At 58.4% G+C, this 14,383-nt stretch carries 12 protein-coding genes and 1 pseudogene; 4 read left to right on the top strand and 9 right to left on the bottom strand.

All coding sequences use genetic code 11. The annotated features are described in order from the left end of the window. Positions 1 to 279 precede the first annotated feature (279 nt). Positions 280 to 765: a hypothetical protein gene (locus KBZ14_RS06000; RefSeq protein ID WP_255117413.1), complete on the bottom strand. Its 486-nt coding sequence runs from the start codon at positions 763 to 765 to the stop codon at positions 280 to 282. A gap of 17 nt (positions 766 to 782) precedes the next feature. Beyond that, complete coding sequence (locus KBZ14_RS06005; protein WP_255117414.1) at positions 783 to 1,199, bottom strand: hypothetical protein; 417 nt, start codon at positions 1,197 to 1,199, stop codon at positions 783 to 785. Positions 1,200 to 1,761: 562 nt separating this feature from the next. Here KBZ14_RS06005 and KBZ14_RS06010 point away from each other — a divergent pair. After that, entirely contained in the window at positions 1,762 to 2,337 is a 576-nt protein-coding gene (locus KBZ14_RS06010) for a tyrosine-type recombinase/integrase (protein WP_255117415.1), read from the top strand. A gap of 572 nt (positions 2,338 to 2,909) precedes the next feature. On the opposite strand, the gene KBZ14_RS06015 is transcribed toward KBZ14_RS06010, so the two are convergent. Both KBZ14_RS06015 and KBZ14_RS06020 read right to left on the bottom strand, forming a co-directional pair. Then, the gene (locus KBZ14_RS06015; RefSeq protein ID WP_255117416.1) at positions 2,910 to 3,632 is read right to left on the bottom strand and encodes a hypothetical protein; all 723 of its coding nucleotides are present in this window, start codon (positions 3,630 to 3,632) and stop codon (positions 2,910 to 2,912) included. After that, positions 3,632 to 4,969 carry a hypothetical protein gene (locus KBZ14_RS06020; protein ID WP_255117417.1) on the bottom strand — a complete coding sequence of 446 codons (1,338 nt, stop codon included), beginning with the start codon at positions 4,967 to 4,969 and terminating at the stop codon, positions 3,632 to 3,634. The genes KBZ14_RS06015 and KBZ14_RS06020 overlap by 1 nt, the downstream gene beginning before the upstream one ends. Before the next feature lie 218 nt (positions 4,970 to 5,187). Between KBZ14_RS06020 and KBZ14_RS06025 the strand changes: the two are divergent. Continuing rightward, a pseudogene (locus KBZ14_RS06025) lies at positions 5,188 to 6,325 on the top strand (IS5 family transposase). Positions 6,326 to 6,565: 240 nt separating this feature from the next. Here KBZ14_RS06025 and KBZ14_RS06030 read toward each other — a convergent pair. The 5 genes from KBZ14_RS06030 to KBZ14_RS06050 form a co-directional block, all read right to left on the bottom strand. Further along, positions 6,566 to 6,748: a hypothetical protein gene (locus KBZ14_RS06030; RefSeq protein WP_255117418.1), complete on the bottom strand. Its 183-nt coding sequence runs from the start codon at positions 6,746 to 6,748 to the stop codon at positions 6,566 to 6,568. Between the two features lie 179 nt (positions 6,749 to 6,927). Next, a complete protein-coding gene (locus KBZ14_RS06035) occupies positions 6,928 to 9,492 on the bottom strand; it encodes an AAA family ATPase (protein ID WP_255117419.1) in 2,565 nt (854 codons plus the stop codon). Continuing rightward, positions 9,489 to 10,010, bottom strand: a complete 522-nt coding sequence (locus KBZ14_RS06040; protein WP_255117420.1) for a hypothetical protein — start codon at positions 10,008 to 10,010, stop codon at positions 9,489 to 9,491. The genes KBZ14_RS06035 and KBZ14_RS06040 overlap by 4 nt, the downstream gene beginning before the upstream one ends. Before the next feature lie 351 nt (positions 10,011 to 10,361). Then, entirely contained in the window at positions 10,362 to 10,601 is a 240-nt protein-coding gene (locus KBZ14_RS06045) for a hypothetical protein (protein ID WP_255117421.1), read from the bottom strand. Between the two features lie 183 nt (positions 10,602 to 10,784). Continuing rightward, positions 10,785 to 12,047 carry a site-specific integrase gene (locus tag KBZ14_RS06050; RefSeq protein ID WP_255117422.1) on the bottom strand — a complete coding sequence of 421 codons (1,263 nt, stop codon included), beginning with the start codon at positions 12,045 to 12,047 and terminating at the stop codon, positions 10,785 to 10,787. A 1,087-nt stretch (positions 12,048 to 13,134) separates the two neighbouring features. Here KBZ14_RS06050 and KBZ14_RS06055 point away from each other — a divergent pair. Both KBZ14_RS06055 and KBZ14_RS06060 read left to right on the top strand, forming a co-directional pair. Then, a complete protein-coding gene (locus KBZ14_RS06055) occupies positions 13,135 to 13,629 on the top strand; it encodes a DUF2493 domain-containing protein (RefSeq protein ID WP_255117423.1) in 495 nt (164 codons plus the stop codon). Between the two features lie 61 nt (positions 13,630 to 13,690). Beyond that, positions 13,691 to 14,317 carry a siphovirus Gp157 family protein gene (locus KBZ14_RS06060; protein ID WP_255117424.1) on the top strand — a complete coding sequence of 209 codons (627 nt, stop codon included), beginning with the start codon at positions 13,691 to 13,693 and terminating at the stop codon, positions 14,315 to 14,317. The last annotated feature ends 66 nt before the right edge of the window (positions 14,318 to 14,383 follow it).

The raw sequence follows: 14,383 nt of genomic DNA on the forward strand, positions 1-14,383 counted from the left end.
AGCCCAAGGTCGCTGAGCATGGGGACAACGTCTACCAGAAGGAGCCCGCACAGAAAAATCACGGTGAAAGCAGAGTTGCTGCGTCCCGCGAACGGATCAAGACCCGTTTGTCCAGAGATTCCCTAGGGCCAGAGAGGCTCCTCAGTAGCCCCTGGAGGCGCTCGTGTTGGCAGCGCAAGAACCGCTTGCGCTGCCAACTGTCGTAAGCCTCAGGCTCGAAAACGCCCTCCGAGTCCCCTGCGTGGAGCATGAGCGCCTGTTCCTGAGGGTCTTCCTGTCTCAAGTCGTTGAGACCGAAGCGTTGACGTTGAAGGCTCTGACGTGAGCTGCAGCCGCCTCTTTGGAGGCGATGAGCTGGCGTTGGAGTTCCTCGGGGGATGGGGTTGCTTCGGCCCTGCGGGCTCTCTCCGCCTCGAGGTTTTCCTCCATCCGGCTCAGAGCAGATTCGATTTGCGCGTTCTGCATCAGCTCGTGCTGGAGAGGGCGCTTAACGCCAAGCTCACTGGCCAGATCCGGAGTCATCTCGGCGTGGCCGTCCAAAGCGGCTTGCAGTGCCAAGGAGATGGCGGGCCCGTAGGCGACTTCCGCCTGCTCCGCCATCGCCGGGTTGAGTGCACGGAAGGCGGTTTGCCAGGCAAAGGCACGGCTGTCCTTCCAGCTCCAAGGGGTTACGTCGCTTGGGATAGTCGACGGATCGATCTGAGCAATTTGTGCGGCTTTCAGCAGTTCAGCGATGAGCAGCTGGGGTTTGTCGGTGGATTTCATGGATTGGCCCTGCAGGGTTAGATGTCGATCACCTGCGCGTGCTCGACGCCATCTTCGATGGATTGGAGCTGGTTGCGAATGGCCTGGAGCTGCTTCCGCTGCTCGGCTTCCAGGACGTTTTGGTTCAGGATCTTGAAGCACTCGGCGATGGCACTTGTTCGCGCGTAAGCCTTCACCGCAGGGTCGAGGGCGATGGCCACCAGCTCCTCTGCAAGACGCGGGGCGGCATTGGCCAGGATGCCGTTTGCATTGTTGAGATTTTCGCGGACAACCCGTTCGATGAACTCAGTCGCTCGGGGGTCCTTGGCGTAGCGCCGCAGGGTTGGAGCCTTGATGCCCACTGCTTCTGCGGCTTCTGCCCACTTACTGCCGCTAGCCGCAAGCGTCAGGGCCGTCAGGATCCTTGGCGGAAGTGGCTTTTCGTTGATCACCATCACAACTCCTGCATGGGACAACGTTTACGTCGTGGCGTCACCCCACGCCCGAGTCGTTTGGCGAGACCTGGGGCCCTGCGGCAAGCAAGGTCCTCGGGTTCGATTCCTTCGAACTGCCACTTAGCCCAAGCCATTTGCCCCCAAGCATCTGCTGCAGAGCGGTCTCTACCGAAAAGGGTGGTTGCGACACGGTTGATCCGGCTGAGTTGTATCCACTCCTCCATGGACAAGTGCGCGTCGGCCAAGGGCTGAACTAATGCTTCCCAAAGTGTAACTGTGTTTCGCGATAAATTTCTTTTGTGCTACATTGCTGTCGTCGGTATTTGTGGTGCCTTGTCAGGTTCCCTGGGTGTTGCAAGGCATAAGCAAAACTTGAACCCTGCCCCCTCGGGCAAGGCTTCTCTATGACAGTAAAGCTCATATAAAGTGGCAAAAGTATTGGCAATGCTGTTGTTGGGTCTCTGGCTCTTGGGTTCTACTGTTGCACGCTAGCCGCGTAAAATGTCAGTTAGACGCGGTGCCCCTCTGGCACTGGGTTCTAGGACCACCCAAATCCAATCCAATGAAAACGAATCGCTTTGGTCAGGCGGCGGTTCTGAGCACGGATCAGCTCGATCGCCTCATTGCGGCCCTGCCTGGGCGTCATCACCAAGTTCTGGCAGAAGTGTGCCGTCGGACCGGTTGCCGGATCTCGGAAGGACGCCAGCTCACGTGGGGGTGCGTTTGCCGCGGCGGTGTCACGTTCCCGAAGACAATCACCAAGGGCAAGTTGGCGTCTCGGACGGTGCCCGCTACGCCCAGGCTCCAGGAGATCTTCGCCTGTTGGCGTGAGGACTGGTCGCATCTGAATGGGCGCGATCCTGCAGGCAGTGACTTTGTGTTTCCCGGTCGCTTTGCCGGCCAATGTCTCTCCAGTCGAGCCTTCATGGATGCTCTTGAATTGGCCGCCATGGAGGTGGGCCTGGAAGGCGTCTCAAGCCACTCTTTTCGGCGTTCCGCTCTATCTGCCGCAAGCGAAGCTGGAGTGCCATTGGCGGCGCTTAGAGCGTTGTCTGGGCACCAGTCACTGTCGACACTGCAGCGTTATCTGGAAATCAGTCAGACAGCGAAGGAACAGGCGGCTGCGGCGTTTGCTTGAGGTTCTGAGAAAATGTCGCAACATCGAGATTGTCGCATTTTCCGACAACCTCAGAGGCTGCTGAAAAAGGTTTCTATACCCCCTCCCTTATCCGCGAAGTGCACCAAAGGTGTACTCCAAGATGTTGGTGTTGACGGAGGGGGTATTCAGGCACCCAGAACCAGATTGAATCGGGAAGATTGCCTGAGATTGTCAATAGTGCGGAGGCTTTTCAGCAGCCTCCCAAATCTCTGCAGCACTGCCAGCATTCGGAAAAAGATATGCACGCCACTGCTCTTCTACGGCAGCGCCGGCAGCGGCCTAATGCTCTCGAAATACTTCGTGGCCAACCGGCAGATGGTGGTGACCCGCTCCACTAACTTTACATAGCACTGAATCCATGGTGATCCCGACAATCCACGCAACCGGGGCTACGTGAATAACCTTCTACGCCTGAACATCGCTGAGCTGGCACAGCTGTTCGCCGAGGACTTTGCAAGGATGTGGGGCTATGGCACCCATGCTGACATTTATTCAGCCATAGCCCCTATCAACTCGTCCCTGGCACTGCCATTGCTAGCAACAGTACTGGCCTACTCAGAAGACCGTGGCTCCTTTCTTAAAAGAGACTCAAGCACCTCTGGATCAGAGCCAGAAATTACAACTAGTATATTTTCAACAGTGAAAATAAGTTCTGAGTGCTCCGCGCTGCGAGCGGCACCGCCCCATATAACTCCTTGCGCAAATCTCATCGCATTCTCGGCATCGCCTTCGCTTCGATACTCGAAATAATAAAGCGTACCTCGCTTCCCATTACACGCAAACGATTGGTAATCCTTGCGCTCCGGGTTCATTGCAGCATTTACCGAGGACTTTCCGGAGATAGAGAAAAAAAGACTAGCGTGCGAAGAAGAGGCATGCTCGCCATTGATAGACGCACACTTTGGCGCAATGGCTTTTTCGCTAAGCCTGACATCTGCTATCCCGCGAGCATAGCTCGGCGCAATCTTGCTTCCGACAAAGAGGCAACAAGTAGCAGCGAAGCATACTTGCAAGCAAAGCCTGCTCAGACTTTTTCTTGGCATGATCACTTTAGCCCTCCACAACCACGAATAAAACCAGCATTCAGCAGCCAGATTGACTGCCAACAACATCAGCTTCACTTTGACCCGAGACGACCAGATGCCGACCAAGGGCGGCATCTGTGAAGACAGATGATCCGAGTCACGATTAAGACGGTGATCCACGCATTCCGGCTGGATGTACGTATTTGGCTGGCGCCACTCGACGCATTGCGTATTTTTATCCCATGCCATTATCGCAACGGAATAAGTGTGCTGCCGTTGAATAGGTAAAGACCAGGACTGTGCGGAGGTCTCGCTACCGCGCAAACAACTTGACCGCCCAAGCCCTTAATCACCATTGGATAATTTGAGCAGGTGGGATCTAATGTGAGACCCAGTACACTCTTTAGATCTGATTCAAGTGAGCTCACAGTGCCCGTGCCAGGCAAAGGATAAGAGGGGTTATAGCTTCCATTATTTCCGCCAAAAGCCTGTGGATAAGGTGATGCTTGCTGAATTGGGGCTGGAGGGCGAGGCTCAGAAGAGGGGCGCCCAAGATTACTCAAAAGATTGCCGAGCAATGCAGCGCCGGAGTTAATGAGCGTCATTGTCATCTCCTGCTTAGATCTTTGAGCATCAAGATTTTCCTGCGCTATACGAGAGCGACTTTCCTGCTCAAGTCGCAATGCCTCAGCCTGAGAGTTGAGCGTATTTAACGAGGGTGTGAACACAGATTCTGCGCCGCTATCCCTTATTGCAGGCACAAGAGACCCGCCAGCCAGAGGGCCTGGAGGAGAAGAAGGGAATGGCGAAGCTTGAGTTGTCGCGTCTCTGGGGGCTCCAATTGCTTGTCCTATTACCCTCTCGTAGCCTTCAGTTTTCACAAGCACACCCTCATTGGTCCTAGTGTATCCATTGAGATTAGGCTGCCTCCCGTAAAGGATCTGGCACGACAACATGCCATGCTCTCTGTGCATCTTCGCAGAGATCTGTCCAACTTGTGGTGGCATCGGATATCCAAAAGCAGCCGAAACAGCGGTGATTGCAGCGGGCTCAGCAGCAACAAGAGACTCCACTAGCGCACCGCACATATCAGCGCCAGACATTGGAATCGTTTTCAAGGTTATATAGGTAGCCTGAAAGTCTGGATTCGCGCATGTAGCAGCCCCAGCAGTCATACACACTTTTGCAGCGCTCTTAATCCCTTCGCCAATAGCATCTCCCACTGGCTGAAGGAATTCCTCGTCAAACCCCCTTAGAGCCTTTCGGACATCAGAGTTCTTATCCAAAACGTCTATTGATCTAAGCCCTTTGCGGATTCCTGAGCCCTTGCAAAATACATCAAAGTAGCCACAGCCGGCATTGGCTGGAGCTGCCGTTATGCCGACCATGGCATTCGCAGAAATTGCGGCCAGGCATAAGAGGCCGATAGACTTTGTTTGGGCAAGCAACTGTCGCCCCTTTGGCGTTCTCAGCATTGCCTTGGCCTCCTCTTGGGCTTGTAGTGGATTGGAGGATCTCGCTTTCCACCAGCAGGTATTAATTCCTGGAGACTGCAACTCTGCCGCAACCGAAGTCGCAAGCTTCATCAGGCTATTAATCCTGACTGACGTACAATCTCAATATGCTGAATCACAAGAATCATGCCCCCTGCTCAAAGCCTGGCGCTTGAGCTTTGTCTAGCAAAGGGAAGCAGCGTAGGTGCACTGATTCAGTCACGAGTTCGCAACGGCATGCAGCAGCTGATCTAGGAGGCTGCTGATAAAGCCAGCCAACTGCGGGAGAATGGTGCAACGGCGTTGAGTTGATGCGCAGCCAGCAGGAACGCACCGGTCCCCTGTTCTCGTACATCTCCACAGAAGACCGCATCCCGGCATCCCATCCCCTGCGTCAGGTACGGCGCCTGGAGGATCAAGCTCTTGATCGACTGAATCCGACCTTCTGCAAGCTCTATCCCGAGGGCGGGTAGGCCCTCGATTCCGCCGGAGCAGCTGCTCTTGGCCCTGTTGCTGCAGGCGATCTACGGCATTCGCTCGGAGCGCCTGTTGATCGAGCAGCTTGACTACAACCTGCTGTTCCGCTGGTTTGTCGGCCTCAACGCCGATGATCCCGTCTGGCACCCGACCTCATTCACCAAGAACCGTGATCGGCTGTTGAACGAGGCGCTCATGGCCAAGTTCCTTGAGCTGCTTCTTGCTGCATCTGAGGTGAAACCCCTGCTGAGTTCAGAGCACTTCTTGGTGGATGGCACCCTGCTTCGGGCCTGGGCCTCTCACGGCTCATTGGAGCGGATCGATGGGATCGACGACGACCCGCCATCGCCGAGTGGTGGCAAAGGCTTTGGCGCTTTTGCCAACACTGGTAAGACGCGTGCCAAGGGCGACTTCCGCGGCCTGTTCCTCTCCAACCAGACCCACCGTTCGACAAGCGACGACGAGGCCTGGCTGTTCAAGAAGTCTCCTGGCGTCGGCGCCTTCCTGAGCTTCATGGGGCACTGCGTCATGGTGAACCGCAACGGCCTGGTGGTAGCCAGTGAAGTAACCAAAGCCACCGGCAAAGCTCAACGAGAAGCCGCGCAGCGAATGGCTCGTTCCCTCAGGGGTGCACACCAGAAGCCCCTCGGTGCCGACAAGGGCTACGACACCCGGGAGTTCGTGGTTGATCTGCGCATCAAGGGCATCACGCCCCATGTCGCGCAGAACCTCACGCGCCGAGGTGGATCGGCGATCGATGGCCGCACGGCGTGGCATCAGGGCTGTGCCCAATCGATCAACTCCCGCAAGCGAATCGAGCAGGTGTTTGGCTGGATCAAACAGTCAGCCGGGCTGAGGCAACTCAAGGCTCGGGGTAGGACCAACGTTGGAGCGGTGTTCCGGCTGCATGTAGTGGCCGATAACCTGATCCTCATCACCAACCTGCTCAGGGCACAGGCGGTGATGGCATGAACGCAGCCGGGAAAGGAGCCAAGGGGCGGGACAGCTGGTCTCGAATCATGGACTCAGGCCCGGCTGAGGCACCGGCCTGTCCATTGATGGCGGTCAACTTGATTGACACGCCGCGATCAACGGTCATGAATCGGCCAGCGGGCCGGCTTTACCCCGGATTTTCAGAAGCCTCCTCAGGATGTGTCTCAACAAGACGTTGCCATGCGTCGCGTGGGTTTTTCTGCCCACCTAGCACCTTGATCATGTCGAAGACGCTCGGCCTGCCGTCCGCTTGGGTTCGATCACTAGGTTCAGGCGCCAGGGGGAGGGCGGCAGCTCCTCTCCGGGGTTGACTGTCAATAGCTCCAGCACCGGCGGGTTTTGAAGGATCGTGAGGCGATTGGCCCTGCGGAGCAGGGATGCGAGTTCGCGGCTGTTGTCCATGGTGACGGCGGCAGGTTTCCCCTCAGGATGGCGGATTTTCAAGACGGCGATTTTCTGTGCGCTATCGGCCCTGCAGGCTCTCGTGATGAACAAAAAATAGTTGTCTTCTCTGTCCTTTCTGTCTTTTCAGTGAGTGCCCCTGCAGGGCCATAAAGACAGAAAGGACAGGAAAGACACGTTTATCCGAGAGCTGATCGCACCTCAATTGCTCCCGAATCGGTCAGTGACCACACCTGTTGGGTCGCCGCACCCGAGAAGCCACCGCGTAGGACATCGCATTGGATGACGCCTTGCTTCTCGTAGTGCTTGAGTTTCCGCTCAAGACGCTTGCGATTGGTGTCGCTCTTGAGATCAGCCGTGATGCGCACAGACTGATCACACCCACCCGCCAGCTTGAGAAGCTCCAGCGTCGAAACCGCTTCCAACCCTTTGTCACGGCGTTCAAGCAGCTTTCGGAAAGCGTCCTGAATTAAGCCACCCTCTTTCTGAAGCCCCATTTCCATCTTGGATCCATCCTGTTGGTTCAGGTGTTCCTCAAACGTCATCACTCGACGAAAAGCCCCCGCAGGGCCAATCGACACCACAAGATCAGTCGCCTCACCACCGGACCTGCCTTCCCGGAACAACCGACGCTCGGGGATGGTCTTCTGAGCTGTCTTGCCGTCCTTACCAATTAGGTAGTGCAGTGTCACCACGCTGTTGCCGGCCCCGGGAATCGACGAGTGGCCTGATAACGCTTCCACACCCACTTCGTTTGACGTTTTCGAGGCGTGATGGATCATCAACAGCGTCCCCCCAGCTGCCATCACTGCCCCCTTCAAGTCGTACAGCAGTACACCAAGGGCCGCATCGTTTTCGTTGCTGGTCAGTCCACGGCTGATGCTGCGGAGGCTATCGACCACAACAACGGCGCCAGGATTGGCCTTGATGTCGTCCAGCAGCAGATCCAGTTGCTGTTCATCCAAACGAAACTTGCTCGACCACAGCAGCCGTTCGTGATCCCATAGGCCCTGCTGCTTCAGCATCGTGCGGGTATCTCTGTCGCCTTGGTCATCGGTTACGAGAATCACCGTGTGCTTCTGACCGGTGGATGGGAAGCCAAGCCAGCTCTCACCATTGAGCAGGCAACGGATCAGATAGATGACAAGCAGCGTCTTGCCGACCTTTGGCCGTCCACCAAAGAAGGTCAGATCATTTGCCGGGATGACACCGGGCACAAGCCATTCCACATCGGACAACACCAATGCCTTACGCGCGGAAGCGGTGAGCGATTGATACACCCCACCCATCCGCTTGGACATTGCCGCGACCACCCGCTCCGGCAAATCCGTTGGTTTGACCAAGCTGGTGAGATCCAACTCCTTCAACACAGCCCGCAGGAACACCAGCCGCCGAAATGGATTGCGATGGCGTTTGAGCGATAAGTGCAGGTACAGCTCGAATGCTCGCAGCTTTTTGTGTAACGGCAGCTCCTTTAGATCGACTTTCTTCGCGGAAGCAGCATCAGCCTTTGCACTAAACCCCTTCCCACTTCGGAAAGAAGCGGGTTTCCAACGCCATTGGCCGTTCTCCTCTGCCCACTTAGCGATTGCGCGCCGCAGGGCCGACTTACTGAAGTAACCCTCCCCCACGTCTTGTGGGATTGCGCAGTGTCGTGCCCGGAGATCTTCTAGGTCCTGCTCCCCCTGTCCAATACCAAGCCAGTTGCTGTTGCGGCAAAAGGTATCGAACAGATCTTCGACGCTTGGTGAGGCAGCCACCTCGTGGCCCAGCGCTTCGATTTGTGCTTTGGCTTCCTGCGCTTCACGCGAGAGAAGGAAGGCTCGGACCGGCCTTTGGTTCCCTTGCTGCCCGGTGTGGATTAGTTCAAGTGACTCCTTCCGCATCGCAACGGTGATCGGCACTGGCTGCGACAGCTCATCGGGTGTCGGGTATTCCCCTGGCTTCACCACATCGCCCGGATCATCAGCACGGAAGAGGTTGTCGGAACTAGCGACAACCTTCTTCTGCTCCTTCACCGGACACGCCGCCATCACCTCTTCGAAGCTGTACCGCTTGCCGGTGACGTTGATCAGAACGCTCCGCTTGCCGGTTATGGGATGGATGCCACCCGCCAGCCGCGATGGCTGGTGTGGTGAGTGCATCGAATGATCGGTCTTCATGCCTGTCGCCTGCTCTATCGCCAGTGACAACCTGGCCCTGCCTTCCCGAATCTGCTCGGCACTCACCATCCGATCCAGCACCCAGATGTGGTGGATGCTTTTTCCACCCGTGTCGAGCTGGTATGTCGGCTCCGGCAGCTTCGCCAGTTTCCAGATACTGGCCTGGAAGTCTTTGTCCAGCCCCTCCTTGTCGATCTCTGCAATCAGAACGCGCCCTTCCTTGATCTCTTGGCGACTTTTGATCGCTGTCCCCCCGGGACAACTGATGTAGCCAGCGTTCGGCGTCCTCCCGTCCGGGTTGGTCAGATGCCTTCGCAGGGCCGAGTAGTCACGCCCTCCAAGTGCCGCTTGGGCAGTCACCGCATCCCAGTCGTAGGGGGTGTCACCCCCACCTTGCCGCTGCGGCACGTACCGGTTGGTGCCGTCCTTCTTGTTCAACGGGTAGGCGCACAAGATCACCGGATCGTGCGGTCCAATGCCGTTCAACGCCAAATGCCGTTCCCCTTCTGCTTCGTCGATCGGCTCCGGCTTTGCCGCTGCAGCCACCAACGTTTGCAGCTCCTCTTCCAGTGTGCGCTTCATCGCCCCAACTCCAGGAGTTCCTGCACTTGTGCAGTGATCGCATCCCGACGCGCTTGCATCAGCTCGGCCCTGCGGCACACATCCATCCAGCTTTCCTTACCCCAAAACAGCCGCGGCGGATCAAATAGCGCGAAAGCAACCGCGAACAATTCCCAAGTGCTGGGCATTTCGGAGATCTCACCAAATAGCCGCTTGTACGTCCCCAACACCAACTGCCTTGGCAGGGCCAAAACACCAAGGATCAGCCTCGTCTCGCACGCTATCGAGCGGTACGGGTCGGCACCCTTGTATCCGACTTCTGATCGAGCATGATCGCGGTAACGCTGACCAATGTCGTCCCAGGCTTCTCGACGGCCCTGCAGCTCTTCGGGGGGTGCAACCTCCTGCAGGGTGCATTGAGGAAGTCGCGGTTGGAGGTTCTGGATTCTTCCAAATCGCCCTAGAACCAACTCCCAGTTGACTGGATCCTGCCAGTCGTCAGAAGACGAGCACGATGTGTGCTGTAGCGTTGTCGCCACGGTAGACTCCTTTTGTGTGGATCGAAATGCCGTACGGGCGTTGTGGATCTGACAGCAAGCCACCCCTGGCTGGGGGTGGTTTTCTTGTTTCAGACGCAGGTGCGTGAGAACCCTTGGGAGGTTGCCCACTTTTCGACGGCGTAGCGAAGCACTGTGGATTCGCTAACACCTTCGGTCAGTGCTGCCGCCTTCAAAAAGACAGCAAGCGGCTTCGGAAACCTTGCGTGCACCATCGTTTTCAGCGGTGCACCTCGGCTTTCCTGTTGCGCAAACTCGTGAATGGACACGTTTTGTTCGCCGGGGGTGTCACACAAATTGTATACCCACAAAACGGAAAAGATGCCTGGCTGACTAGTCAGACTGCTCAATAGTCCCAAAAAAGATGAACCCCTTTTCCAGGAGTTCTTTTCTGCACTCCTCAATGCACCAGCCTTTGCTGCTGTTGGGATACGGCCCGGGCTTCCAGTGCTTGCCTTTGCGTAAAAAGCCTGTTTCTGGGTGTCCGTAGTAGCGCTTCAGCGTCTGCGGATTGATGCCGAGGGGCTTCGCTGCCTTTGATGTTGGCAGCCAAGTCTGAACTGGATGCTCCATGCTGTCTGGTGCGAATTGCTGTGAGGTCGTGTTTCTCACGACGCAAAACTAAAGCATCTGAAACGACGTGTAAACGCCCTATTCTTTACTGTGTAACTCTACTCGCTGTTTTTTGGCCACTTTCTGCTTTGCGCGTGCGCAGGGCCTTCCCGTGCCGGGCGTGATTGCTATTCCTTATGAGTTCTAATTGTGTAACTCTATGGAAGCGTTGCCTCGGTTTGCGGCGGCAAATGCGGCTTTGACGCCTGTGATGTCGAACTGTTGGGCGTACGTTCCTACGTGAACGGCGAAGCTGTGTCCCATCGCTGCCGCTGCTGCTCTTGGGTTCACTGGCGGTGACGCCATCGCGCATCTCCACGCGAACAAGTGCCGCAGGCTGTAGACCGAAATCCTTTCGCCGTGTGCTGCCTGCACCGCTTGCTTTAGTTCGTTCCAGACCGCATTGCGCCTTAGGTAGACACTGATCGCGCCTGAGGCTTCCGAGTCGGAGCTGCCAAGCGGCGGAAGTTCCACGATGCCGCTCTCAAGCGTCAGGAGGAGTTGTTTCCCCAGTCCAGCTCGGCCCTGCGGGTCCAGGATCGGAACCAGCCTCTGCTTGGTGGAGCCTTTCACAGTGTTCTTCTGGTAACCCACCCACAGGCCGTCCTCCCTGGCTCCGACGTAGTTCAGCTCCACCCCTCGTAAACCGAACTGGCCGATCAATCCGACCGCTAGGCGCCACTTCGGGTTCGTGATCGAATCCAGCAGTCGTAGGAACTGTTCATCTGTCAGGGCTCGCGCCTGCCCCGCATTGTTCGCTTTGGGTGCAGTCGGCTTGGTTTTGCCGATCAGTTGCCCCATCCGCGTCTCGTCTGGGGGCAGCCACCGCCTGTCCAGTCCGACCTGCTCCACCGCGAATCGCAGCATCTGGGCTGCGTACTGGATTCGGAGTTTGCGTCCGCGACTTCCCGGCTCCCCACCCTGACCATTGCGGCCAACTCGCATCGCCTCAAGCGCCGTCTCCCCGTTGTTCGCTCCCGCAGGGCCGTTGAGCTTGTCCACCAGCCACTGCAGGCGTGGCTCGTATTCCTTGAGCCAGGTGCTGTCCTTGACGGCGCCTGATTCGAGCTTGTGCGTGCGGAACCGGGCCAGCACCTCCTGCCAATTCACGCGGACAGACGGCCCTGCGCTCACGTCGAACGTCAGCCGCACCGCCTCTTTGAGGCTCAAACCACGCCCGATCGCGGCGTTGATGCCGTGCAGGGCGTTCAGCAGCTCCCGTTGTGAGGTGGGGTGCCATTCGAGGGGGAGTGAGGCGCTTTCTCGTTTGCCGGTGTCCTGCCAATACCGCTGAACCGCCACCTTCCCCTTCATCTCTCGGATGGAGTAGCCGAAGGGGTGGTGCGCCCTTACTGCTTCCCGAAGGCGCACCTCCCATGGCGCTTCGTTGGCCCTGCGCTTCGGCATGGTCGAGCGGGCTCTCTGTTGGCACGCAAAACTACCCTGCAGCACGCAAGGCGGCACGCAGAAGGCACGCAAAAACCCTCAAGTCAGCCTTCCGACACGCAGCGTCACGTTCTGTCTTATTGCGTGAAACCGACTGCGCTGCAGTCGGTTTAAGAGACGCCCCCTGTTGGACTCGAACCAACGACCGGCTGCTTAGAAGACTCAGGGTGTAATCTCCGTAATCCCTTTCTGCATCTGGGGATTGTGGCTCTAGTGCTTTGGGTGTGAGAAGGTATGTGAGAAGTTTTCCTGGTTTCACGCGCTCCGGACGCCTGGGGAATCCCTGGACTTCGAGCAGCTGCTTCCAGGGCAGCTGCTCGATAGAGGGGGCTGGAGAGGCATGCGCGCATGCGCCCCGGAGGCTGCGGCGGAGTTAGAGAGCTGCGCTGGATGCGCTAACGCCCCCTCCCCCTTATTCAATGGAAGGGCCGATTCTTTCAGCAAGGCGAAGGCTTAATCAAGTTTCCTGCGGAAGTGCCCCTATCGATGTGCGGCGCCAAGTCACCAATGCGCTTTGATCGCTCTTCTCCACAGCGTCGGGCTTGCCGACGTAAGGCGTGCCACAAGTTCTGCGGGCACCGGCAGGGCTCCGTTCGGCAGCGGCCGTCCTTCAGCGTGCCACGGCTGTGCCGTGGCCTGCATCGGCCAGCCGCCGCCGCCCTCCGCTCCGGGGCCGGTGTTGGGGTGGCAGGCAGGGCTGCTCTCCCGCGGCTGCGGTGGCCTAAGGGCTGGTCACCGGCGGTAGCTGCCATAGGGGCCCCAGCGTTTCTCTCGCAGCTGCGCGGCGGGGGGTATTCGGCCCAGATCTGATGGTCTTGATTCTCAGTGAGCCGGGGCTCCTCTATGGAGCTCCGCTTTTAGTAGATCCATTGCATTGCAGTGGTTTTGCTGCCTCCGGAGTGCATCTGTACTGGTAGGATAAGGGCTGCGCCAAAGGCCCCGAGCCCATCGCCTGCGGCAACCTCATCCCCTGATCTCGCCATCAAGGCCGCGTATTTCTGAGCGGTTGTGATGCCCCGATTAGTTGTCACTTTTGGCAGCTGATTCCATGGCTATCTGTAATTCACTCGAGCCACGTTCTGGCTCTGCTTATTCGCTTGTGATCGCGGCTGGTGGCGGCCGAGATCTGGCCTGGCCGCATCAGCGGGTCGCCGCTGAGTTGCTCGCCCGCAGCGGCGGCCGGCTGGTGCACCTGCTGCTCCATGGCGGTGCCCGTGGCGCCGATGCCGCCATCGGCCGAGCGGCCCAGCAGCTGGGCTGGTCGTCTCTGGTGATGCCCGCTCAGTGGCAGCGCAACGGCCGAGCCGCTGGGCCGATCCGCAATCGCGAGCTGCTGGAGCAGGCCATTGCCCGAGCGGTGGCTCACACCTCCTCTGGCTCGATCGCCTCGGTGCTGGTCGTGGCCTTCCCCGGTGGAGCTGGCACCGCCTCGCTGGTGCAGCAAGCCCGCCGCATGGCCGCCCGATCTCCGGTCCCGATCTCGGTGGCCCAGGTCAGTCCCTCGGCAGGGATCTGGGCTGTTCCTGCTTCCGCCCGCTCCTGAAGGTTTCCGCGCCATCGGCGCTTCGTTCTCACTCCAGTTCCTTTATTCCTCTTCCATCGTCATGACCGTTCTCACCCCCATCCCCGCCTCTGCTGCTGTCGTTGCGTCGGCTCCCCCAGCGGAGGGGCCGGCCTGCTCCCTGCAGCGCTCCGGCTCCCTCTGGCAGCTGGGCATCGAGGCCCAGGAGCTCACCACCGCCATCTCCCAGCTGGCCGAGCAGCTGGAAGCTGATGATCCCGAGCAGCGCGCCCTGGCCCTGGCCGAGCTGGAGGCGGCACTGCTTGCTGAGGAGGGCAACAAGGCCGCCCTGGCGGCCAAGGCCGATGCCACCTGCTGGGTGATCGACCATCTGCGCGGTCAGGCGGTCTATCGCCAGCAGCAGGCCAAGCGTCTCAGTGATCTGGCCCGCAGCGATGCCGGCCGGGCCGATGCGCTGGAGGAGTCGCTGGTGTTTGTCCTCACCCAGCTGCAGCCCACAGCCACCCGCTTCTCGTTCCCGAATCACGAGCTCAGCAGCCGCAAGTCCTCCTCAGTCGTGATCGACGACGAGCAGGCCCTCGATTCCGAATGGCTGGCCATCAAAACCACCACCCAGCCCGATAAGGCCGCCATCAAGGAAGCCCTCAAGGCCGGCCGTCAGATCACCGGCGCCCAGCTTTTCTCCCGCCGTTGCTGGCGCATCCACTGAGGGGGCAGAGCCCCCTTTCACGTGGGTCCGTTTCAGGCGCGGGCCCACACCCCTTCCACCCAAATC

This window comes from Synechococcus sp. HJ21-Hayes, from assembly GCF_024345835.1.
Taxonomy (GTDB): Bacteria; Cyanobacteriota; Cyanobacteriia; order PCC-6307; family Cyanobiaceae; genus Vulcanococcus.